This is a genomic window from Alcanivorax sp. (assembly GCF_002726155.1).
In the GTDB taxonomy this organism is placed as follows: domain Bacteria; phylum Pseudomonadota; class Gammaproteobacteria; order Pseudomonadales; family Alcanivoracaceae; genus Alcanivorax.
Map to the genome: position 1 here is coordinate 57,280 of NZ_PBSH01000040.1, position 22,491 is coordinate 79,770.

Genomic DNA, 22,491 nt, shown 5'->3' on the forward strand with positions numbered 1-22,491 from the left:
ATAAATTTAGCCCACGCATAGCGAAGCCGAGGTGGTGAAATTGGTAGACACGCTAGCTTCAGGTGCTAGTGCTCGCAAGGGCGTGGAGGTTCAAGTCCTCTCCTCGGCACCAATTAAGAAAGAGGGCTCCCAAACGGGGGCCCTTTTTCGTTTCAGCCCCGGCCCAACCCCCAATCACTGATAGCGCAGGTCCATATGACACTCCTTCGCCCCGTGATCGCTGCACTTGTGCTGGCCTGTGGCCTGGCCCTCGCTCCCGTGGCCACCTACGCCAAACCGGATAATACGGTGCAAACCACCGAATCCGTCCACCCGGCCATTCAGCAGGCCGATGCTCACCGGGAAAAAGAAGCCCGCCGCAAACGCTACCTGCTGTTTTTCCCCATCGCCGTGGTCGGTGTCACCGTGGCACTGATTCTGATTACCCGCCGCAAATAACCGCTGCAAGGCAGACCACCAGCTATCGGCAGCCGCTCCTCACCGGGCGGAGCGGCGCTCAAGATACGATAGCTGCCACTGAACATCCCCGCCTCCGGCTTGCCCGGTCGACAGTCGCACCGGCAGACTCGCAGCCGGCACCCACAACACATCCTCCCCTGAAGCGCGGACAAAGACTTGCACCGGGCAGCCCAACACAACGCCTGCAGCACCGTCTTTGAGCTGGAAACCGGCCCGCTCAAGCATCTCTCGGCCCCGCCCCTGCCCCCTTGCTTTTAATAACTGATCGAACAGCACAGGAGCCTGCGGTACTTCATGTTGAGGATACACCACCATAGGAGGCGCTATGGCCTCTTCATTCCCCTGCAACGACACCAACCAGTCCGGGCGAGCTGAGGGTAATACCATCTGCACCAGATAACGCCCGTCCCCGGCACTAACCTGATATCGGGCATGCACAACCGAACCCTCACCGGGCAGGCAATTCGCCTGAAGGGATGCCGCACCCCCCAGCAATCCCCACGCCAGCAAAACCCATCCAACACGCATGGCACCCGCAACCCTTGCTGCGCCGACAAACATCAGGATAGCGCCTCGCCATCATTGGTCATTGGCTGCACCCACCGAGAACAGACCAAGCCCATTTCAAAAAGGAACCACATAGGAAGAGCCAATAAGCTCTGCGAGATAACATCCGGTGGCGTAAGCAACATGCCGGCAACAAAGCAGCCCACCACAATGTAGGACCGAGCCCCTGACAACGCCGCCGGCGTAGTAATACCGGAGGCCACAAGCAGCACGACAACAACCGGCAACTCAAACGCCATCCCGAACGCCATCACGAAAGTCATGGTAAAACCAAGCCAGGCACCGATGTCCGTCATCACGGCAACCCCTTCCGGGGCAACCGAAACAAAGAAAGCGAATAACAAAGGCATTACCACGAACCAGGCAAAGAATGCGCCGAGATAGAACAACAACACACTGGAAACAAATAACGGTCGCGCAAATTTTTTTTCGCGACGATAGAGCCCCGGCGACACGAAACTCCAACACTGGTGCAACAGAAACGGCATCGCCAGCAACATGCTCAGGTATAACGCCAACTTGAATGGCACCAGAAACGGCCCGGTCACATCGGTGGCAATCATGCTGCCACCCTCAGGCAGCGCCTGCATCAGGGGCTGCGCCAGGCTGGTGTAAATTTCCCCGGCAAACATGAACAAGGGAATAAAAACCAGCACAATGGCAACCACTGAACGCAGTAGTCGCTGGCGCAACTCCAGCAAGTGCCGGGTCAACGGCATGGTGCTCATGCGGATTCCACTTTTTTCGCCGGTAGCCGTTTCGCTCTTTCATCCTGCTCGGCAGACTCGTGTTGCAACAATGCAAGCTCGCGCTGGATTTTTTCACGGCGTTCTTTCATATCAAGATTGCGCGCTTCGCTCTCCAGCTGCTGCTGCATTTTTTTTACCATTCCACGGCCCCGGCCCACCCATTGCCCCAGGGTTCGCACCAATCTCGGCAGCTTTTCCGGTCCCAGCACGACCAGCGCGATCACACAGATCAGCAGTATCTCCATGAAACCGAAGTCGAGCATGGCTGTCAGCTCCGCACCGCGTCTTTTTGTTTTTCCATATCACTGGATACCAGTGCCGCCTGATCATCCTGCTCAGTTTTCAAGTTTTTTTCGCCATCCTTTACCGCATCACGGAAGCCCTTGAAAGCCCCCCCCAGATCAGAACCAAGGCTGCGGATACGCTTGGTACCAAACAGCATAATAACGATGGCCAGAACGATAAGAAGTTGCCAGATACCAATACCGGAAAGCATGAATTTTCACCTGAATTTTTCTGATGGGATATGCTTTGCATTGTCATGGTTTTCGATGACTTAGCGATGACAACATGACGCTATCTTGGTGACACCTTTTGCTTTTCAGAAAGCAGGCCCCACAACAAGAAAAGCCGCCAACAAGAGTGTGGGCGGCTTTAGTCTCGCGGTTGCAACCTACAAAGCGATTTCACCATTATCTTCACGGGTGATCACGATCGTAGCGGAGCGGGGTCGACTGGCGCCATTACCCAGGGCCAAGGCATTGCCATTCGGGTTTGGCCAGGTGCTCACATCTGTATTGAAATTGCCTGCAGAGCCCCCTTCTCCTGGGTGCTGGACGTTAATGAACAAGCTGCGAGCATCGGGAGTCATAGTGATACCGGTAATTTCACAACCTTTCGGGCCGACCAGAAAACGGCGAAGGCTCACCGCCGACGCGTCTTTACCAACAAACGTCGTATTTTCCTCGTCACCGAAGTCATTGGTGAACGTCAGCATGCCCCCGTCACCCACTTCACCCGGTATAGCCACCAGCATCTGGTTGTTCACCGTATCGCGGTAGGCACCGTCATCGGTCTGAATCCACAGCAGGCCGCGTTGATCGAAGTACAAACCATCCGGGCTGGAGAAATCATTGTCTGCGGTCAAGCCGGACAGGTTAATACTCTGAGCATCCTTGTCGGCAGGAGCGCCGAACAGAAACACATCCCAATCGAAGCTGGTGGCACCATGATCGCCGCCTTCTTCGCGCCAGCGGATAATATGTCCGTTGGGATTACCGCCCGAGCCGCCATAGGTGCGAGGGTTGGCGCCATCAACGGTGTCAGGGGTGCGGTTGCTACCACTATTATTGGTTAGCGTCAGGTAGCATTCTCCATTCATTGGGTTAACCGCCGCCCATTCCGGGCGGTCCATTTTGGTCGCACCAACGTGATCCGCGGCAAGGCGAGTCGCCAGAATCACATCCCCCTGGCTGGAGAAAGGATAAAGCGGATTCATTGCATCCAGCCCATTCACCCCAAAGCTAAGCTCTTTCCATTCGCCGGTGCCATCATTATTGAAGACCGCCACATACAGCGTGCCGTCATCCAGATACTTGTTGCCAGCAGCCGTACCCATGCCCGCATCAGCGGGATCCCAATTGGCCGCACTGACAAACTTGTAGAGATATTCGTTGCGGGAATCATCGCCCATGTAATACACCACCGGCTTGCCGGCTTCGGCGGGAGCGAAGATCGCCCCTTCATGGGCAAAACGCCCCATCGCCGTCCGCTTAACCGGTTTGCTGGCTGTGTCAAAAGGATCAACTTCCACGATATAGCCAAAGGTGTTCGGCTCATTGCGGAAATCATCGGTGGCCGCCGCCCCCGTTGCACTGATATTGAAACGCTGGTACATATCGCCGGCGACGGTGTCCCATTCCCGATACGAGAACCCTTTGCTCACCAACCCCATACCATAGCGTGCAAACAGGTCGTTCTCGGTGGCACTGCGTGCATCCGCCGCGTCGTTGCGATTGAAATATGAAAACCAGTTTTCTTCGCAGGTCAGGTAGGTGCCCCAAGGAGTACGACCGCTGGCACAGTTATTAAGGGTGCCGAACCCCTTGTCACCGGCAGGGCTCAGCTTGGTTTTCAGTGCATCCAGACCCGCGCAAGGCCCTGAGATAACAGCTTCCGTGGCGCCGGTAACTCGACGGTTGAACACTGAGTCTTTTACGTAACTCCACTGACCGTCCTGCTTGATCACTTCCAGGCACGCCACGCCGTGGGCGAGAATTTCCCTGTCAATTTCAACTTGCGGACGGGCACCACCGTTATCGGCGGCCTCCGTCACGCCATTCTCGTGCAGCGTGTTATCTTCCAGGTTCTCGTGGTTCATGCACAGCACACCACGCTCTGACGCATTCGGATCCCAGGTGCCGTCGGCGCCCAAACCGAAGTACTCCATGCCGTCATGCTCATCACCAGAACGCTTGTCGAAATCTTCACCGCTGCCATCGTTCTGATAATCCGTAACACCTGAAAACAACGCATCCCCCTTCGCGATCAGGACACTGGCCTGATAGCCGTCAGGCAGCACCACACGATCCTCTAATGACCGCGGCACTGAAGCAAAACCCAGCTCGGCAGGCATCTCGCCCCCCGTATCACCACCATTGCTGCGATTATTACTGTCCCCGCCACAGGCCACCAGGCTGGCACCAGCCACCACAGTGGCAGCAGTGGCGCCGCCGCGCAGAATCTGGCGACGGGAAACGTGCTGCTCCAGCACAAAATTAATGGAGGTGTTATCGGAACGGTTACTGTCTTCTACGGGATGGTGCCCCATCTCTATTCTCCCTGTTTCTGTTTTCGTTGCCTGCCTGCAGCCGGACACTCCAGCTACTGAGTCGGTAAAAGTACGCACACGAGGTTAGGCAGAACGAATGACAGAAAGGGGTACAGACCGTGTCATTTTCAATGCACGGATATGTCTATCAAAAGACAATGATTAGAGAGGAAGAATCAGAGCGGAGCGGGAGGGAAAATAAACGTAAACAGCTCCACCATCGACCCCTACAGGCATCGATGGCGGAACAGAATAAAGATCAGGCGAACGGGTGCCGCTTGATGATGGTTTCCACCCGGTCCGGGCCAGTGGAAATAATGTCGATGGGCGCGCCGGTAATTTCTTCGATGCGCTGCAGGTAAGCCTTTGCGTTGGCCGGCAGATCATCTTCCGACTTCACGCCCAGGGTGGATTCAGTCCAGCCCGGCAGGCTTTCGTAAACCGGCTTCACTTCTTCGTAGCTGTCCGCATCCCAGGCGCACTCCAGCGAGTTGCCGGCCGCATCCTGATAGCCCACGCAGATGTTGATTTCTTCCAGGCCGTCCAGCACATCAAGCTTGGTCAGGCACAGGCCGGTAATGGAGTTGATCTGGATAGAGCGCTTCAGCGCCACCGCATCGAACCAGCCACAACGACGGGCGCGGCCGGTGGTGGAACCAAATTCGTGACCTTTCTCGGCCAGGTAACGGCCATTTTCGTCAAACAGCTCGGTAGGGAACGGGCCGCTGCCCACCCGGGTGGTGTAGGCCTTGGTGATACCCAGCACGTAGTCTAGGTATAGCGGGCCGAACCCGGTACCGGTGGCAGTACCACCGGCAGTGGTGTTGGAGCTGGTCACGTACGGGTAGGTACCGTGGTCGATATCCAGCAGGGTGCCCTGGGCGCCCTCGAACATGATGTTTTCGCCGCGTTCGCGGGCACCGTGCAACACGGCAGTCACATCGGTGACCATGCTGCGAACGTCTTCGCCCAGCTGCAGGGTCTCATCCAGGGTCTTCTGGAAATCCACCGGCTCGGCATTGTAGTAGCTGCGCAGAACGAAGTTGTGGTAATCCATCACTTCGCCCAGCTTGGCGGCAAACAACTCGCGCTGATATACATCGCCCAAGCGCAGGCCACGACGAGCCACCTTGTCTTCATAGGCAGGGCCGATGCCGCGGCCAGTGGTGCCGATTTTCTTGTTGCCCCGGGCCGCTTCGCGGGCCTGGTCCAGAGCCACATGCACAGGCAGGATCAGCGGGCAGGCCGCCGACAAACGCAGGCGCTCGCGTACCGGTACACCCTGATCTTCCAGGCCACCGATTTCCTTGAGCAAAGCCTCCAGAGAAAGCACCACGCCGTTACCGATCAGGCACTGCACATCTTCACGAAGAATGCCTGACGGAATCAGGTGCAGGACCGTCTTCTTGCCATCGATCACCAGGGTATGGCCGGCGTTATGGCCGCCCTGAAAGCGGGCCACCAATGAGGCCTGATCGGTCAGCAGATCGACGATCTTGCCTTTGCCTTCATCACCCCACTGGGTGCCGAGAATGACTACGTTCTTACCCATGATTGCTTGCTGCCATCTGTTCAGGAAAAAGGAAATTCGGTTTAAAGGTCGGTCACAACCCAGCCATCCGCCTGGGCGACCAGACGACACTGGCACCCCAGCTCGGCCGGATCATTATCTGCGCCGGGCAAGGCCAGCACTACGCGCTCACCCTGCTCACGCAACGCGGAAACCGTAGCGGCAAAGGTCGCGTCCTGCAGCGAACCTTCCGCCAGAATACCGGTAAGAGCGGCAGATTCTGCCCGTTCCGCCAGCATCTTCAAATCTGCACTGAAACCAGTGGCTGGACGGGCCCGGCCAAAGACTTCACCAATGTGATCGTAACGGCCGCCCTTGGCCACCGGCTCACTCTCACCGGGCAGGTACGCCGCAAACACACAACCGGTGTGGTAGTGGTAGCCGCGCAGTTCACCCAGATCCAGGTGCAACTGCACACCGCGAGCACCCAGGACGTCAACCAGCACGGCCAGCTCATCCAGAGCCGCCAGCGCGTCCGGGAAAGGCGACAGCAGCGCCCGCGCTTCGGTCAGCACGTCCACGCCCCCCGCCAACCATGGCAAGGCCGCCAAGGCTTTACCCGCCGCCGCAGGCATATCGTGGCTGGCAATAAAGGTATCCAGTTCCACCCGCGCCTTGCGGACGTAAATATCTTCCAGCTGGTTCTGCTCGCTATCGCTCAAATCACAGCTGTCGAGCAGGCCACGGAACAACCCCACGTGCCCCAGATCCAGCACCACATGCTGGTCCACACCTGACAACGTCAGCGTTTCCAGCAGCAACGAGATCACTTCCAGGTCACTGTCGGTGCCAGAATGACCGAACAACTCCACGCCCAGCTGATAAGGCAGGCGCGTGCCACCGGCCACCACCGGGCGAGTGCGCAGGGCGCTGGAGCAGTAACAAAGGCGGGAAGGCGCATTGCGGCGCAGGCTGTGGGCATCCATGCGCGCCACCTGCGGAGTAATATCCGCACGGACCCCCATCAGGCGACCGGTGAGCTGATCGGTAATCTTGAAGGTTTCCCGCTCGAGGTCACGGCCGCCGCCATTCAGCAGGGATTCCATAAACTCGATCAGTGGCGGGAAAACCAGTTCATAGCCCCAGCGCTGGTACAGATCCAGTGTCTGGCGACGCAGTTGCTCGATGGCCCGGGCGCGACCCGGGAGGACTTCATCTACCCCGTCGGGCAGTAGCCACTGTTCTTCCTGATTCATCATTTACGACCGCATCAGTAATAACAGGCCCGCACCCAATACCATGAGCACCAGCCCCATAATTCGCAGCAGGCGACTATCCAGACGCGCCACCTGAAGTGCTGCCTGACGCGCACGCATCGGCGCCAGAAACAGCGGAAGGCCTTCTATGATCAACACCAGACATAGCGCCTTGATCAATAAACTGAAATCCATTGTTCCTGCCAGACAGCCACAAAAAAACCGGGAGCCTGCGCGCCCGGTTGCGGCATTCTACCACGGTCTCCCCGTGGCAGATAGGTTACCGGCGGATGGATCGAACAGCGCCAGGCCGCTATGGACTCACCCGCACATCATAGCTGACAACCCCTTGATTCCCGGGCAATAACTGCCCGGAAAACAGCCACTGCAGGGCCCCTTCATAACCCGGCCCATTGCTACCATCCGGTGCACTCAGGCTACAACCGGACAAATCCGCCGGCAGCGCAGCCGGACAGGCCGCCGCCGCATTCAGGGCACTGAACGCTGGCGTGCTGTCGTTAACGGTCACCTCGGTCAGTGCCCGTACGCCCTGGTTGGAGAACACCAATCGATACCGCAATACATCCCCGGGGGCAGCCTGGTTGGCCGTGCCATCGCTGCTGTCCACATCATCCGCCGTTCCCTGCACCCCGTCCGGGCCAATGTTGCGCACCTGCTTCTGCAGTAACAATTTACCGGCAGCAAGGCGGGTGGTGTCGCGCACCTGCACCCCGGCCTGCAGCGCGGTGCCGGTGAAGCTTTGGGTCGCTTGCAACGGCCGGGTATGCAACGCCTCCAGTGGCGCATCCGCCGGGGCGAAAACTTTCACCAGCAGACACAGGCTATCGCCAGCCTGCACAGCAACACCGGTGACCGGCTGAGCGGCCTCACCACCGTCCAGAACACCATTACAGTTACTGTCCCGATAGAGCGTATCCGTCCAGGCCGGGGCAGCGGGCACGGTGTCAGCCGCCCCGAAAGTAAAATCCACGGTGCCGGCGGTGCGAGCAGTAAAACGGTGGTCATAGAACAGGCTGTTGCCCGCATCCACAACTCCCTGGCGATCCGGCTCCAGTACCGGCAACCCCACATCCCCAAACAGGATGTCACTCCACACCGTGCCACTGGGCGGCACCGACAAGGTCATGGTGTCGTCATCGGCGGCGCCGACTGCAAGGCTGGCACCGCCGGTGCCCGCATTTTCGCTGATGGACTGGTAGCCATTGGGGGTCTGCACCAGCAGGCAGGCGCTCTTGCCCACATCCGCTAACGGCGGGATCAACGCCCAGGCCCCATCGCCGTCCGTGGTGGTCTCCGCCAGCACGGTATCCGTCTGTGCGCACACACCATCGTCATCCGCATCGTGGTAAAGACGCACAGGCAGATTGGCCAACCCGGGTTCGTCATCCCCCTTGTCACCATCGTGTGCCACCGCCCCGATACCATTATCTTCAAACACCCAGCCCGAGAGCGTGCCCGCGGTATTGGCCGAGGCCACGGTGACCTTGTAATCCTCTACCTCACCATCGAACACCACCTGACCACCAGCGGCCACGTCCGGCGTGCTGGACAGACGGAAGCGGGCATAGGTATCACCGATAAAGGCACCGGGCGGGACGAATACGCTCAGGTCAATGGCACCGTTGGCCGCGTTACTGTCCTGGGTATCGTTGTCGCGCACATTCAGAGCGACCTGCTCACTGGCATCGTCAAAATCGTTATCCCGATTCCAGTCAATCCAGCCTTGCACGAAATTGGTGCCTGCGGTCTGCTCTGTCAGCGTGATCGAAATCATCGCGTTACCGCCGGGGATCAATGCGGAAAAACTGACACCGTCTTCTTCCGGACCATCCGCATCCGCGTTGGCCGAGTTCTGGTCGGCATCTTCCGGGTCCGGACCGGTATCGCCCAGGTAAGGAACGGCAGGCTGCAAGGTGGCTACGGTGAGTGTATTCACATCCGTATCCGTCTGGGGTTTGCTGCCACCGGTGGCATCCCTGCGCGACACATGGCCGCCGCTTTGCGGGTAACCACCGGCAATATCACCATGATCCACCTGCAGAAAAACCCCGAACGCCACCGCCTGGACACCAGAGCCATTAACGATATGAGAGGTGCGGCGGGCATCCTCGGTCAACCCCAGAACCGTGCCGGTCCCAATAGGCAAGTCGCCGGTGGTCAGCACCATACGCTGGTTGGCATTTTCAAAGCGCACCTTTAAATCCGACGCAGGCGACACCGAGAAGATTTCCCACGGCTCGCCATCGGTTTCCCAAGTGAGGCTTTCGTTCTGATCGGTGTCTTCCGCATCAGCCGCGATAATGTCGGCCGGCACCCGCTGACCATTGAGGTAAACCTGCCAATCAATATCGAATGCAGGCGCCGTCCCATTGCTGTTGGACAGCCCGATAGGATTCACGCCCTGATAAAGATCATCCAGGCGGTCGCCGGACCAGCTACCCGTGTTATAGACATTGATGGTGTTGGTCAGATTGTCCAGCGTGGCGCGGATTTCCACCGGACCAAACACCCAGCTTTTGCGAATAATGTCTCCGGCCTGATAGTTATTACGGGCACCACAGGACCAGTCCAGCCAGTAAATCGCATCACGAAAATCGCCGGCACCGCCACTGGCAATACCACCGCCGGTAGCCTCGGAACCCTGTGGGCAGTTCACCACCGCCCGGGTAGACACCTGGTAGTCCTCCACTTCGCCATCATCCGCACCTTCATAGGGATCAATGGAGGGCGTGGTTGACCAGCGGAAACGGGTGATCACATCATTGGCATCCACGGTGCCCGTTGCCGCACTGGCAACAATGTCGATCTGTCCATCGCCATCCGTGTCCTGAAGATCCTCAGCAATTTGCTCTCCGGCATCATCAAAATCCCCATCCTGGTTCCAGTCCACCCAGGCCTGCAGATAACCACCATCACCTTCCACGCTGACCGAAATCGGGTTGATGCTCGGCAGCACGGAAGGAAAGGTCACCCCGTCATCAAAGGTGTCGGCATCGGCATTGGGATCCGCGTATCCGCCCACGTCCTCTGAGACATCGACGCCAAGATGAATGCCATCAACCAGAACATGAGACGGACTCTGGTAACTGGCAGGCGCATCGCCGTAGTCAACCAACACCTGAGGAGGGGCGTCGATCACACACACTTTCTGCAGGTTGCTGGAACCGCCGGTGGAACCGGTAAAGCCGAAGAACACATTCGGGTCGCCGGCAAAATCCAGAGTGGTGAAGTCCCGATTCACAACAGCCACAAGAGAGCCATCAAAGCGATACTGAAGCTGGTTAGATACCGGATCCCAATCCAGTGACACCGTGTGCCAGCCTCCATCCTCAATATTGCCCAAATCCACCACGGGACTTAGCAGGCTTCCTCCACCGTTGTTGCTGGTATAGTTAACCGGGTCATAAATAACGGTATGGTCATTGGCGATATCGCCGTACCCCCCACCGTTGCTATAGGTATCAAATTCCACCGCCACGGCCGGATCCAAACCGCCCACCCCCAAGGCACCACCAAACACACCGGTCGCACTGCTGCCGGCATCGTCATTCTGGAAGGCAAAGGCAATCCCGTCCGCGCCACTGGCGTCTTTTGTCCCCAAGTAGATGGAAAATTCCACCGTAAAGGGGGAAAGCAGACTAATGCGATTCTGTGACCAGGCAGAGCCGGACTGATTGCCACTATCCTGGGTCAGGGTAATTTCATTACTAGAGGTATTTCGCGTGGCACTGCCACTGAGCGACAGGTTCGCACTGATTGCGGCATCACAGGTTTGTGACGTGACATTCAAGCGGTAATCTTCCACCTCACCATTTCCCGCGTTGTTGCCTATCCCGGGATTGGTTGACTCGGTAAATTTAAAACGCGCATAGGTCACACCGGACGCAGCAGAACCCGGCACATTAATGGTCACCGGCGTGACCGTAACAAAATTGGAGGAATTATTGCCGCTGGATGTTTCGCCGTTATTGGTGATCTGGCGATTGGATACCATCCGCTCGCCGGCATCGTTGAAATCCCCATCCCGGTTCCAGTCGAACCAGACGTTCAGGTAACCCGAACCGTATGTGGTCACCGACAGTTCGCTTTGCTGCCCCGGAAAGATGGATTGATCATTCAGAGCGCTTCCGCCCAGGGTAACGCCATCTTCATCGTCAAAGTTGACAACCGCGCCCCCCGCCCCATCAAGGTCATCACCGTCCGCGCCCGCACTGGCTTGCTGCGCACTTTCATGGTCCGGCACCAGACCGGCACCCAACCCCAGAAAACTGCTTACAGCCTGTCGGGCAGCCACATAGGGCGAAGGGGCATCGCCGTAATCCGTATTGCCGTCCACCACATCATCGAAATCGTCAACACGCAGAGACAAATAGGAAACACGCCGGGCGGTACTCGACGAGCTTTCTGTTCCGTACGCATTATCATTCTGAACCCGAAAAGACGCATTGGATGTTTCCGAAAACACCACACTGGCACGGCACTCGGGCTCGACGGTTGTGGCACCGTCGGTGCAATCAGTATCCCGCCCTTTTATGCGCGTGTTATAGCCGCCAGACGCCGATGAAGAAACGGTGGTATCCGTGTTAACGGACACATAGGAACGCGTTTTTTCACCGGTGTTGAAGTAAAGGTCATCACTGCCTGTGCGAGAGTTGTCCGAGTTTCGGTCGAGATCGAACCCGGTAACGATCAGCCGGTCCACAACAACAGGCGTGGTGGTTCCCTGACGAACCACCGTTAACCGCAAATCCTGGTAGGCAATATTTTCGCCGCTATCCTTGTCTCGCAAACTGGCAAACAACACGCCCTCTTCCACTCCCAGACACTGGAAGCTCCCGGCCTGCTCATTGTCTTCCTGCAGCACCTGAACCAGAACATCCAGCGCCTGACCGTCGTAGCTTGCGGATGTACCAAACCGGTATGTCGCCTGAGAACAGTCACTGCCGCTAAGAATTGTCCGCGAACCATTCAGCGGCAGACTAATAGCTTCTGCGGCCCCACTCACCAGGCACAAGCCGATAAAGAGCATGGCAATAAAAACCTGCATTGCCAGCAACCCTGCAACCAGTTTGCCTTTATTTTTTTTCGGTTCGGTTGTCTGCATCGTTTTACTCCACCCGTAACCCGAAAATAAGAACGGCGGTTTCACCCGCTTTCAATTCGCCCACATTGACCGACACATCACCGGTACCCGCTTCGGCAGGTGCAACCACATCGGCGCTGCAATCCCCCGAGGGAAGCTGGCAACGGGTGGCAGCAGACAGCATGGTTGTGAACGGCTGGGTGCGATCATTAATGGTCACTTCATACATGCTCTGCGCGCCGGTATTGGCTGCCGTCAGGCGATAAATCACGCACTGCTCGCCAGGTGTTGCCGTAAATCGGGTATAGACAAAACAGCCATCCGCAGTACAACTGCCCGGGCCATCCGGCACGCCATCACAGTCGGCATCCAGTGCCTGCTCTTTGGTCACGGCCACATCGGTATTGCTGGTCGTGGTGGAATCCGTCGCCGTGTCGGTCACCGTCTGCCCGGCACCTTGTGCCGTAACAGTGAGCGTCTTGAGGTTGGTAATGCCGTACGCTGCCGTGGCCGGGGCAAAAACCCGGGCGAACACGGACAGGCTCTCACCCACAGCAAGCACACCATCTGCCCCGGCAGTCTGCAGAGGAGTGCCATCGACAATCAGGGTATCCGCCGTATCCCATTGCCCATTGCCGTTGCTGTCCTCGTAGAGGGTAATCGACCAGCCATTGTCACTGGCGCTGTCAGGCGTGCCGCTGAGCAGCACATTGGCCAAATCCACATTACCGGTGTTGGTGAGCTGATGGCTATAAAGCACGCTGCTGCCCGGCGCCACTTGCCCGGTCTGGTCCGGCTGCAGGGAAAGTGCCGGTCCCGCCACTACGACCACCTGATCCAGTTTGATGTCGCCGGCATTACTGGTCGGCGACAAGGCTCGCAGGTACAGCGGCAAGGTATCGCCTCCGCTAGCCGATTCCGGCACCGTGACCTGGGCACACACCAGCCGCTGGCTACCTGCCGGCACCAGCCCGGTATTGGTAATGGCAACGCCATTGGCGCTGCAATCTGCCGATCCACCATCACGGTAGAAGGTCACGCTCCACCCCGCAGGCAATTGCCCCGGACTGAAATTGCTGTTGCTGGCGTGCAGGTCGTAGCTGTCCTGCCGCGGCCCGGTGTTATTCACATACAACACAAAGGTGCCATGATTACCCGGGGCGACTGACAGGCTGCGCACCGGCGTCGCTTCCGGTCCTGGCCCTTCACCCGGAGCACTGCCGTTAACCGGCTGATCGTTGGTCAGGTCCACACTGTTTGTCGCAATACTGATGAGTGTATCGGTCACCGCATTACGGACCTGAGGGTCAGTAACGGAACTGGCGACCTTGGTGACCTGAAAGGGGCCACCCAATGCATTGGGCGGCAGAATCACCTGTAGAACAACGCGTACGCCGCACACACCATTGCCTGCATCGCGGACAAAGCGGGATGGGCACTGGCCACCCGGGTCGACCAGAGGGATCGGGCCGGTGTCGGGCACCCCGTTGCCATCGGTATCCACCAACGGGGTTGCACCATCGGCCTTGAGCAACTGGAAGACAGTGCCCTGGGGGAAGGGCTCGCTTAACGCTGCCCCGGAACGGTCGTTAACGGCGTCCAGTGTGATATCGAAACGGTCTTCGCCATCGCCGGTATTCCAGATCACGTTATTGAACAGCACGGTGCCACCCTGCCCGGCACTGGCAATCTCGACACGGTTACCGGTATCGCTCACGTCATCGCTACCGGTAATGCTGTCATTCTCACTGTTGTTGGCCACCACCGCTGGCGCCAGCGCCCGGTCGATAACAAGGTAGCTCACCGCATTGGTACTGAACGGAGACGGCGTACCGAAATCCGTATCGCCGGCTTCGTTGGAGTAGCGGAAACGGCCGGTATTGCGAACCCGGTCGCCGGCACTCAGGCCCGCATCCAGGGTAACCTCGAACGTGAGAGTACCCACACCGCCCGGCGGCAATTGCGCCACGACCGCTTGAACCCGGTCCTGACAATCCGGTTCGGCCGCATCTGTATCGTAGGCACAATAGCGGATCAGGTTAGGGGCATTGCCCTGATCACCATCATCGCCATCGTCGGTGAGTGGGGTGTTGCCGGTAAAGGTCCAGCGAGCGGAATCCGGCACATAGGTCATGCCTGCTGACACCCCATCCACGGAGACGGTGGGCAGCACATCTTCAATGACGATATCCGTGGCCGCCTGGTCCGATGGGTTACGGTAATCCAGAGTGACGGTGATTGGCCCGTCCGGGGAGCGGCCCTCCCGCTGGCTCAATGACTTGACCACTTCAATCACCGGGCCATCGATGACATCCGCTTCATCCGTATTGATGGCCAGCAGGGTGTTATCCGCATCACTGCGCGCACGAACCTGCAATGACGGCTGCTGGCCCGCCACCGTTCCCGCCGACAATTCCGCTTCTACCACCAGCGAGAAGGTTTCGCCGGAAATCATGTCCGGGGTCAGATTATCCCAGCAGTCATCTGCGTCAGACTGGGTAAACAAGGCGCCGCCCGCATCCGGTTGGCCATCGCCGTTACCGTCGGCGTAAACGGCCCAGGCATCAATGTCGCTATCCACATTGGTAATACACAACTGATACTGGTCGCGACCATTACCGGTATTGGTCAATACATGGGAGAAGTACACCAGCCCACCTGGCAGCGCCGGCTTGCCCTGATCACTGACCAGTTCAATGCCCGGTACGTTCTGCACCAGTGTCTGCACCAGGTTGGAGGTCACCCGTTGTGCTTCCGCCTGCTCCGTACAGCCATCATCCAGACAGGCCCGGTAACTCGCCGACGCCTGGTTCTTGATCACGGTGCCTGCCGCAGGCGTGGCCGCCTGAACACCGCCCCCCAGCATCAGCAGCACCATCAGCCCTGTACGTTGCAGTTTATTCACTCCAACTCCCCTTTACTTGACTGGCGCCGGCGGCACAAATTCATCGCCGCCACTGCCGGCAAAGTCAGCCCGCAATACCAGCGGGCGGCTCTGCGCATCCAGCGGCATCAACTCAACACGGCGGTTGATGACCCGTTGTTCGTTACTGGCATTTGACAAAATAGGTAGTTCTTCACCCAATGCGACGCGTTTGATGCGGCCATTACTGATACCCCCATCTCGCAGGTACTGCACCACCTGGTCCAGGCGGCGAGCCGCCAGTTTCTGGTTATAACTTGCTGCCCCTTTTTCATCGGTAAACGCCTGCACACTCACCTGCAGGGTCGGGTACTGTTTCAGCACCGCCAAATTACTGTCCAGCCGGCGCACCTCAGCCTCGGCCATCTGGCTCTGATCAAAACCAAAATACACCGCCGGTTCCCAAACCTGGGTACGACTTTCACCTGCCATCAGGCCTGCTCCGCCGCCAGCAGCAATCCCGGTGACCGTCACCAGGCCGGTGCTCGTTACCCTGGCTTCCACCGGACACAGCTCATCATACTGTGCATACAGAGACTCGGTGCTGGCACATCCGGCCATTACTGCCATGCTCGCCAGGACCAGTAACGCCAGCCGCGCTTTCATCATGTTCATCGCGCATCTCCCAGATAACTGCGCTGCCCGGCGGCTTTACTGCCCAGCCAGCTCAGGTCATCTTCATCGAATTTGTATTCCAGTCCTACAAACACGCCTTCCGCGTTATAGCCTTCCGGGTCCAGGTCATCGTCACGGAAACCGGTGAAGTTATAGCCCACGCCCATGCGCAGATTACGGCGCACCAGTGCATTGACGGTAAAGCCGTAGCTGTAACGGCGCTCTTTAACGCCTTCCGTGGTAATCGCACCACCATGCAAATCCAGATCAAAACGGCGGGTGATATCCCAGATAATCCGGCCATCCGCCACATAGGCATCCGATTCCACATCCAGATTGCCCAGCTCGGTTTGTTGCCATTTGGCGCCCAGGCGACCAGAGAAAATCCAGTCGTCATGGGCCTGATAGTTATGGTGTGTGGAGAACAAATGCACAGTGCGATCACTGCCGCCACTACCGCCCCACTCTTCTTTCCATTTGTACATGAACAACATGTGGTGACGGTTATCCCGACGCGGACGGCGGGCCATCCCCAGGGTGACAATGTTGTCGCCTTCCTTGGCTTCCGTATCGAAATACTGCAGGCGCAGGTCATCACGCACCACCGCAGACCAGTCGGTATTCACTCGCCAGATATTGGCCGCACTCAGACCGTAGTACTCACGATCATCGCCAAAGCGGGTTTCCACCCGGCCCAGGGTACGACGGTTTTCATTGCGCTTGTCTTCTGCCCCCACGGACAGGGCCGTGGCGTCCTGATTGGTTTGTCCGTCCAGTGTCTGAATCCACTCCATGGACGGCGACACGGTGAGCCCCGGTTCAATTTCAATATCCGACTTCACACCATTGGCGGCTGCTACATCACGGCCATCCACGGCACCGCGCAAACGGTACTCGGAATACACATCCGTATTGCGGGTGACCGCGGAACGCACACCGGTGGTGAACTGCTGCGTTTCCACATCATCATCCAGCGTATTGATACCATTCAGACTGTTGATGATTTCGTAACGGCTGTAGAGGCTGGTTTTCTCGGTGAGCTGCATGTCCGCGTCGGCCGCGATACGGCGGCGACTGGTATCGTTGAAGGCCTGCTCATATTCCGCGCCGATCTGGAAGGGTTTGCCCAACAGGTTAAAGCCCCGATCAGCGCCGAGAATATAGGTGCCGAAATCTTCACTGCCCTGGGCATCTTTCTGCTCGATACCGCGCACCCCGCCGCGCAAGGCGGTGGCGCCGATACGTTTTTCCCCGATCACGCCCAGGCTGTTCTGCTCTTCGGAGCCGTCCAGCTGCTTGGACCGGATGCCTTCCACTTCCACGGAGAAATCCCGGGCCAGCATCTGTTCGTGGCCCAAACGCATTTCTTCACGAGCGGCACTGATACCCGCCGACGGGTTATCAAACCCCGCCTCCGCGCGCGCCCAGCGCAATTCGGTACGCGAGCCATCCACCCACAAACGCTCACCATTAATGCTGTAGGCGCGCCCTTCCGGGTCATTGTTTTCATGGGCCATGGAGCCTGAAGACACATTGATGCGGGTATTCTCGTCCAGCTTGTATTGCGCGGAAACGCTGGTCAGGTCGAAGCCTTCCGTTTCATGGTCATCCTGGGTGCGGCTAACGCCCAGCTGTAGCTGATCGGTCAGGTCGTAGTTCAGGCGCGCGCCGAGTACATTGTATTCTTCGGCATCGCCTTCCACGTTATAGCTCACGCGAACAAACACCGGATTCAGGCTGTCATCCACCGTGGGCACCACATCGTGGAAGCGAATATCACCGGTAAAATAGTTCACCGAATAATCCACGTAACGGGTCAGCGGCGTGGTTTCGATGACCAGCCCCGGGTTGTTGCGGTCACGGACAATAATTTCCACGGTTTCACTGTCGCGGGCCGGGTCGTTGCTCAAGGTAAACAGCAGCGCCGTACCATTACCCGGCAGCTCTTCTGTCACCTGCTCCATATCCGGGCGGGCAGCGAACACCTGGAAGCGGGCACGGCCGTTGTCGTAAACCCCGTTCAACCCGGTCAGGGTGCGCTGGGTCCGGCCCAGGTCGTAGAAATCGTTCTGCGGATCGGTGAGGTAGTCCCCCCACATGATGCTGCTGCGGTCTTTTTCCAGTTTCGCATACAGTTTGCTGCGACTGCGGGCATCGTAGCCGCGCACAGAGGCATCACCGGGGATCGGATAGTAATCTGCCGGGTTCAAATCACGGCGCACTTCGTCTTCGGTATCCAGATCCTTGTCGGTGTCGTAGGCCAGCGTCAGGTGGGCATCGCCGCGGACCTGACCTTTCATAAATACGGCAGCCCGACCGTCCACACCGTCTTCAAATTCGTCGGCCACATCCGTGGGCGCATTACCGTTGTCGCGCAACCCACCGGCGCGGCTTTGCACCTGTAAAAAACCGGTTGCCAGCAACGGACGAAGAGGGGCGATCTGCTCAATCTGGATGCTGTCACTGAAACGGTCCAGAGTGGCGCGCAGACGCACCGGCCCGGTGTATTCCGTGCTGCGCAGATGAGCCAGCGCCACCCCGTCCACCAGTTTGATTTGATGTCCCGGTGTACCGCTCTGCAAATCCTCTTCCAGCCACTGGCCGCGATCGGTTTCCAGTGTCACAAAGTGGCTGCCCAATGCCGGGTTGCCTTTGGCATCATTGAGACGAACACGCACACCCAGGGTTGAGCGCCCACCGTCTGCGGGCAGCGTATCGGATTCGGTTTCCAGGGTGATAGACTGCGGTGCAGCCGGGCGCACCACGGTTTTTTCTGCCATCACCCGCTCGTTACCGAACATGTCCCGGGTGCTGACTACCAGCGTGTTTTCCCCTTCATCCAGGGTAACGCCGTACCAGGTAACAACCTGAGCGCGCTCGCGCTTGTTGACCACCTGTTCGCCCAGCTGCGCCTTGGCTACCGTCTTGCCATTCACGCTCAGTACCGGATCCACCCCGGCACGTACCACTACCTGGAAACGACCATCACGGCTGACGCCCCCGCGAGGCCACAACCAGGCACCCTGCTCCGCCTGCTCACGAGTAATGCTGGCCGCCGCTTCCTTGGTGTTCTGCATGGTGGCTTGCGGGTTGGCCGGCAGTACCGCAGCGGTGTCGGTTTTTTCGCCCTGGGACTGGGAGACCTTTTCCCAGGCATCGGTGAGTCCGTCATCCCCGGTCTGGGTATAGACACCGCTGCCCAAATCACCACTGCCGTCGGCCTGACGCAAAACCGGATTGATGGTTTGCTGACGCAGGGGATCAAAGCGAGCGGCTTCATCCAGCATCCAGTCACCGTTCATGGAGGCATTGCGGGCTTTGAGTTGTTCCGCCAGTGCTTTCGCCTCATCGCCGGTGGGACAAACGGCGGCAAAGTCCGCACGGTGATATTCACCGGAACGCAAATCCACAAACCGGCTTTCCGGGTCTGCCGCGTGACGGTTATCGATAGGCTTGAGTTTGACACCAGCCGGCAAGGTCAGCGGGTCCACCTTGATGGTATGCAAACCCGGGTTCAGGCCATAAACGCTGTACTGGCCGTTCTCGTCGGTAATCACCCAGGTACCGTCTTGCAGGTACAGCTTCACGCCACCAATGGGCCACTCGCCATCGTTCTGCAGGTTATTACAGTCCGCATCCACATAGACTTTACCGAACAGCATGGCCTTGTCTGACAGCACGCCTTCGTTGCGGATCTCCACTTCGGCTTCGTCCTGGTTGGAACGGTAGGTAAAACCGGAAGCCGTGTTGGCCTGGGCCGTGGCCCGGTTGATGCCGTCACTGTCCACCGCGGCGGCCGACAACCGCAAACCGTAATGCAGTGTCACCGTTTCACCCGCCTGCAGTGGCAGTGCCACTACAGAGCCATTACTGCGCTCGCGCTCCAGGCGGAAGGTCAGCTGTGGACCAGGACGGCCCGCCGGATCTGGCATTTCGATGCGCTGCCCGCCCACGTCCAGCCAGGCGCTGTCATTGATGTAGCGAAAACCATAGGGCAGCTGATCGATAATCCTGCCAGCGTAAAGCGCATCGGTGTGGTTGTTGGTCAGGTTGATGCTGTAGGCCAACACATCACCCACCGCAGCGCTGTCCTTCTCCACATTCTTGTCCAGCACCAGAATCCCTGCAGCAGTATTGGCGCTCGGGTCCAGCGGAATATTCACAAACACATTCGAGGTACCCAACAGGAACGCCCCGTTGTTACTGCCCGCCACCCGCGCAGCTTTGCGCCCCACCGGCGCCTGGTAACCTTCCAGGCCGTAGGAGCTGTCATTCACATCCGAATAGAAGCTGCCCGCTGCAGCAGGAGACACCACTGACGGGAAGGTATAGCCCGCCGGTGGCAATACATCCAGGTAGTAGCAGTGGCCCGGGGTAGCAAAGGGGTACTGGTAATCGCCCAGCACAGAGGTGTTATCCACGTTGGCGGTATTGGTATTTTCACCATCCAGGCTCTCACCGGTGAAAGGGTCTGTCCCCACTTCATAGTCGCTTTGCGCCAGATCCGCACAGCTGCCCGCGCCACTGGCCGACAAGGTTTGCCGGGACTGGTACAGAATCACCTGCGCACCACCCACCGGGTTGCCGTTGCTCGAGTCAAAGACGGTCCCGGCCGGGTCCACCGCGGCCACATCGGACACCACCTCATAACGCTCAACATTGCCGGTGGGACCATAAATCGGCATCTGAAAACGGGCGGTCAACGTATCGCGGGCCTCACTGCGCAACGCACAGGCCTCATCCAGCACCTGACTTGTGGTGGTATTACTATTGAATTCCTGCGCCTGGGCCGTGCTCGCGGAGGAGGGGCACTGGCGGCCGTAACCGTTTTCATCATTGCTAAGCACAAACGGGCGAATACTGCGGAATACACCGGAATCCGGTGTCGTCTCACTCATGACAACGCGCAGGGTGTCGCCGGTCAGGGCCGATTCCACGGTCACAATAATGAGGCGCTCACCGGAGGGTCCTCGCTCCAGGAAATCCCGTTGGGTCGGGGACAGGTTCAGCTGTGAGGCGTTCAAGCGCAGGTAGACGCCATCGGTGAGTACCTGATTGTTTTCAGCGGGCAACAGCGCATACATATCCGCTAGCTGGAAGTCGCTGTCCTCGCTGTGCCGCGGCGCCTGCCCGGAACCGGACACCTGTGGCGTGGGGCGCTCGAATACCAGCGTCGGACGAACCGAACCCGCCAGGGTGTTGCACACCGTATTACTGGAAAAGTCGTCCGCGCCATCGCCATCGGTATCAACAACCGCCTGGTTGTAAATCCGTGTATTGCTGGTCAACCCGGTGCCGACCTGAACACCGAAGGTAAAGCCGCCGGACTCATTGGATTCCATGGCCGACGCGGGAACCAAAACGCCAAAGCGGTCCACTGGCGTGGACGGTGACCACTGATCAAAGCGGATCCATTCATCATCCGCATCGCCGGAACGGTGCACCACCGCGACAGATTGAATTGGCGAGATACCGGTAGCGCTGCCCGGGCGTAACTGCACGTTCGCCGGCAAGGCATCTTCCAGCATAACGCCCTGTTCCGCCTGACCACTGATCAGGAAGCGCCTTTCTGCGGGGGCGCTGCTGCCGGTATTGGTATAGCTGATGCTGTAGTCCAGCGATTGCCCTTCCTGGGCAGGGTTATCACAGCTCTGGCTGCTCGACTTGGTCAGATTCAGGAAGGCGCCAGAGGCCACCGTGACACTGTCTTGCCGTGAGTCGGACACATCAGCATCCGTTTGCGACTCGGCCAGTACCGACACTCTCAGCACATCGTTCTGACCTTGCCCGGACGTCACCGTGCCAGCCACCACGAGGGAAAGTGACGCGCCGGCAGGCAAGCTCACCGGCGCCGTAATTTCCGGTTCACCGGCATCGACCACACCGTTGCCGTTCACATCTTCATACAGACGCAAATTCAACAGGTCACCATCATCGCCGGCACTGTTCACCGCCGTCAGGCTGTAGTCATCGTCCACATTGCCGGTATTGGTCAGAACATGGGGCAGGTTAACGCGCTGGCCGGCGGCCACTGTCAACGCATTGTTGTTACCCAGCAGCACATCACGGTATGGCGCCACAACAAGTTGGGACACATTGGAACTCTGCGTGACCACCTGCCCGGTAAGCGGGTTCAGGTAACGGACCTGGGCCTGGTTACGCAGCACCGTACCGGCCGGGGTGGCAGCCGCAATGGCGCCGCTGGCAATCGCCAGCAGCGTCATTACGCTGATTGTCCAAACCCCGATCCGATTCAATTCACGATTTCCTGTCGTTCCCACGCGGTGCTTGAGCACCTTTTTTTGGGCCGCCCCAGCGGCCATGTTTTTAGAGCTTTCTCAGACGTTGCGCACAGCGCCTGAGAAAGCTCTCCCCCTTCCCCGCACAGGGGAAGAGGAAGAGCCCGGGAGGGGCTTGCTTAGTTCACTTGCACACAGAACTGTGCATTGGCGTTATCACCCGCTGGCAAATCACCCAC

13 protein-coding genes and 1 tRNA gene are annotated in these 22,491 nt (G+C 58.5%); 2 read left to right on the forward strand and 12 right to left on the reverse strand.

Going from position 1 to position 22,491, the window contains the following annotated elements; translation table 11 throughout:
* Nucleotides 1-25: 25 nt before the first annotated feature.
* Nucleotides 26-112, forward strand: a tRNA-Leu gene (locus CL546_RS12990).
* 83 nt (nucleotides 113-195) lie between these two features.
* Entirely contained in the window at nucleotides 196-438 is a 243-nt protein-coding gene (locus CL546_RS12995) for a hypothetical protein (RefSeq protein ID WP_290495666.1), read from the forward strand.
* 39 nt (nucleotides 439-477) lie between these two features.
* Here the strand turns inward: CL546_RS12995 and CL546_RS13000 are convergent, their stop codons facing one another.
* From CL546_RS13000 to CL546_RS13055, 12 genes are all read right to left on the reverse strand, one after another.
* Nucleotides 478-987, reverse strand: coding sequence for a hypothetical protein (locus CL546_RS13000; RefSeq protein ID WP_290495668.1), 510 nt, complete (start codon nucleotides 985-987; stop codon nucleotides 478-480).
* A 32-nt stretch (nucleotides 988-1,019) separates the two neighbouring features.
* Nucleotides 1,020-1,754, reverse strand: coding sequence for a twin-arginine translocase subunit TatC (tatC, locus tag CL546_RS13005; protein ID WP_290495670.1), 735 nt, complete (start codon nucleotides 1,752-1,754; stop codon nucleotides 1,020-1,022).
* A complete protein-coding gene (tatB, locus tag CL546_RS13010) occupies nucleotides 1,751-2,038 on the reverse strand; it encodes a Sec-independent protein translocase protein TatB (RefSeq protein WP_290495672.1) in 288 nt (95 codons plus the stop codon). The genes tatC and tatB overlap by 4 nt, the downstream gene beginning before the upstream one ends.
* A 5-nt stretch (nucleotides 2,039-2,043) precedes the next feature.
* Nucleotides 2,044-2,271, reverse strand: a complete 228-nt coding sequence (locus CL546_RS13015; RefSeq protein ID WP_155132256.1) for a Sec-independent protein translocase subunit TatA — start codon at nucleotides 2,269-2,271, stop codon at nucleotides 2,044-2,046.
* Nucleotides 2,272-2,448: 177 nt separating this feature from the next.
* A complete protein-coding gene (locus CL546_RS13020; RefSeq protein ID WP_290495674.1) occupies nucleotides 2,449-4,605 on the reverse strand; it encodes a PhoX family protein in 2,157 nt (718 codons plus the stop codon).
* 259 nt (nucleotides 4,606-4,864) lie between these two features.
* Nucleotides 4,865-6,157 (reverse strand): adenylosuccinate synthase, encoded by a 1,293-nt coding sequence (locus tag CL546_RS13025; RefSeq protein WP_290495676.1) that lies wholly within the window; start codon nucleotides 6,155-6,157, stop codon nucleotides 4,865-4,867.
* A 41-nt stretch (nucleotides 6,158-6,198) separates the two neighbouring features.
* Nucleotides 6,199-7,374 (reverse strand): ATP phosphoribosyltransferase regulatory subunit, encoded by a 1,176-nt coding sequence (locus CL546_RS13030; protein WP_290495678.1) that lies wholly within the window; start codon nucleotides 7,372-7,374, stop codon nucleotides 6,199-6,201.
* Nucleotides 7,375-7,566 (reverse strand): DUF2065 domain-containing protein, encoded by a 192-nt coding sequence (locus CL546_RS13035; RefSeq protein WP_290495680.1) that lies wholly within the window; start codon nucleotides 7,564-7,566, stop codon nucleotides 7,375-7,377.
* 118 nt (nucleotides 7,567-7,684) lie between these two features.
* Nucleotides 7,685-12,496 (reverse strand): CshA/CshB family fibrillar adhesin-related protein, encoded by a 4,812-nt coding sequence (locus CL546_RS13040; RefSeq protein WP_290495682.1) that lies wholly within the window; start codon nucleotides 12,494-12,496, stop codon nucleotides 7,685-7,687.
* 4 nt (nucleotides 12,497-12,500) lie between these two features.
* A complete protein-coding gene (locus tag CL546_RS13045; protein ID WP_290495684.1) occupies nucleotides 12,501-15,380 on the reverse strand; it encodes a COG1470 family protein in 2,880 nt (959 codons plus the stop codon).
* A 12-nt stretch (nucleotides 15,381-15,392) separates the two neighbouring features.
* Complete coding sequence (locus tag CL546_RS13050) at nucleotides 15,393-16,013, reverse strand: OmpA family protein (RefSeq protein ID WP_290495686.1); 621 nt, start codon at nucleotides 16,011-16,013, stop codon at nucleotides 15,393-15,395.
* Entirely contained in the window at nucleotides 16,010-22,237 is a 6,228-nt protein-coding gene (locus tag CL546_RS13055) for a hypothetical protein (RefSeq protein ID WP_290495688.1), read from the reverse strand. The genes CL546_RS13050 and CL546_RS13055 overlap by 4 nt, the downstream gene beginning before the upstream one ends.
* Between the last annotated feature and the right edge of the window lie 254 nt (nucleotides 22,238-22,491).

Coding starts and splice junctions, on each gene's coding strand:
- CL546_RS12995 (WP_290495666.1), top strand. CDS start 196: ATGACACTCCTTCGCCCCGTGATCGCTGCACTTGTGCTGGCCTGTGGC.
- CL546_RS13000 (WP_290495668.1), bottom strand. CDS start 987: ATGCGTGTTGGATGGGTTTTGCTGGCGTGGGGATTGCTGGGGGGTGCG.
- tatC (WP_290495670.1), bottom strand. CDS start 1,754: ATGAGCACCATGCCGTTGACCCGGCACTTGCTGGAGTTGCGCCAGCGA.
- tatB (WP_290495672.1), bottom strand. CDS start 2,038: ATGCTCGACTTCGGTTTCATGGAGATACTGCTGATCTGTGTGATCGCG.
- CL546_RS13015 (WP_155132256.1), bottom strand. CDS start 2,271: ATGCTTTCCGGTATTGGTATCTGGCAACTTCTTATCGTTCTGGCCATC.
- CL546_RS13020 (WP_290495674.1), bottom strand. CDS start 4,605: ATGGGGCACCATCCCGTAGAAGACAGTAACCGTTCCGATAACACCTCC.
- CL546_RS13025 (WP_290495676.1), bottom strand. CDS start 6,157: ATGGGTAAGAACGTAGTCATTCTCGGCACCCAGTGGGGTGATGAAGGC.
- CL546_RS13030 (WP_290495678.1), bottom strand. CDS start 7,374: ATGATGAATCAGGAAGAACAGTGGCTACTGCCCGACGGGGTAGATGAA.
- CL546_RS13035 (WP_290495680.1), bottom strand. CDS start 7,566: ATGGATTTCAGTTTATTGATCAAGGCGCTATGTCTGGTGTTGATCATA.
- CL546_RS13040 (WP_290495682.1), bottom strand. CDS start 12,496: ATGCAGACAACCGAACCGAAAAAAAATAAAGGCAAACTGGTTGCAGGG.
- CL546_RS13050 (WP_290495686.1), bottom strand. CDS start 16,013: ATGAACATGATGAAAGCGCGGCTGGCGTTACTGGTCCTGGCGAGCATG.
- CL546_RS13055 (WP_290495688.1), bottom strand. CDS start 22,237: ATGACGCTGCTGGCGATTGCCAGCGGCGCCATTGCGGCTGCCACCCCG.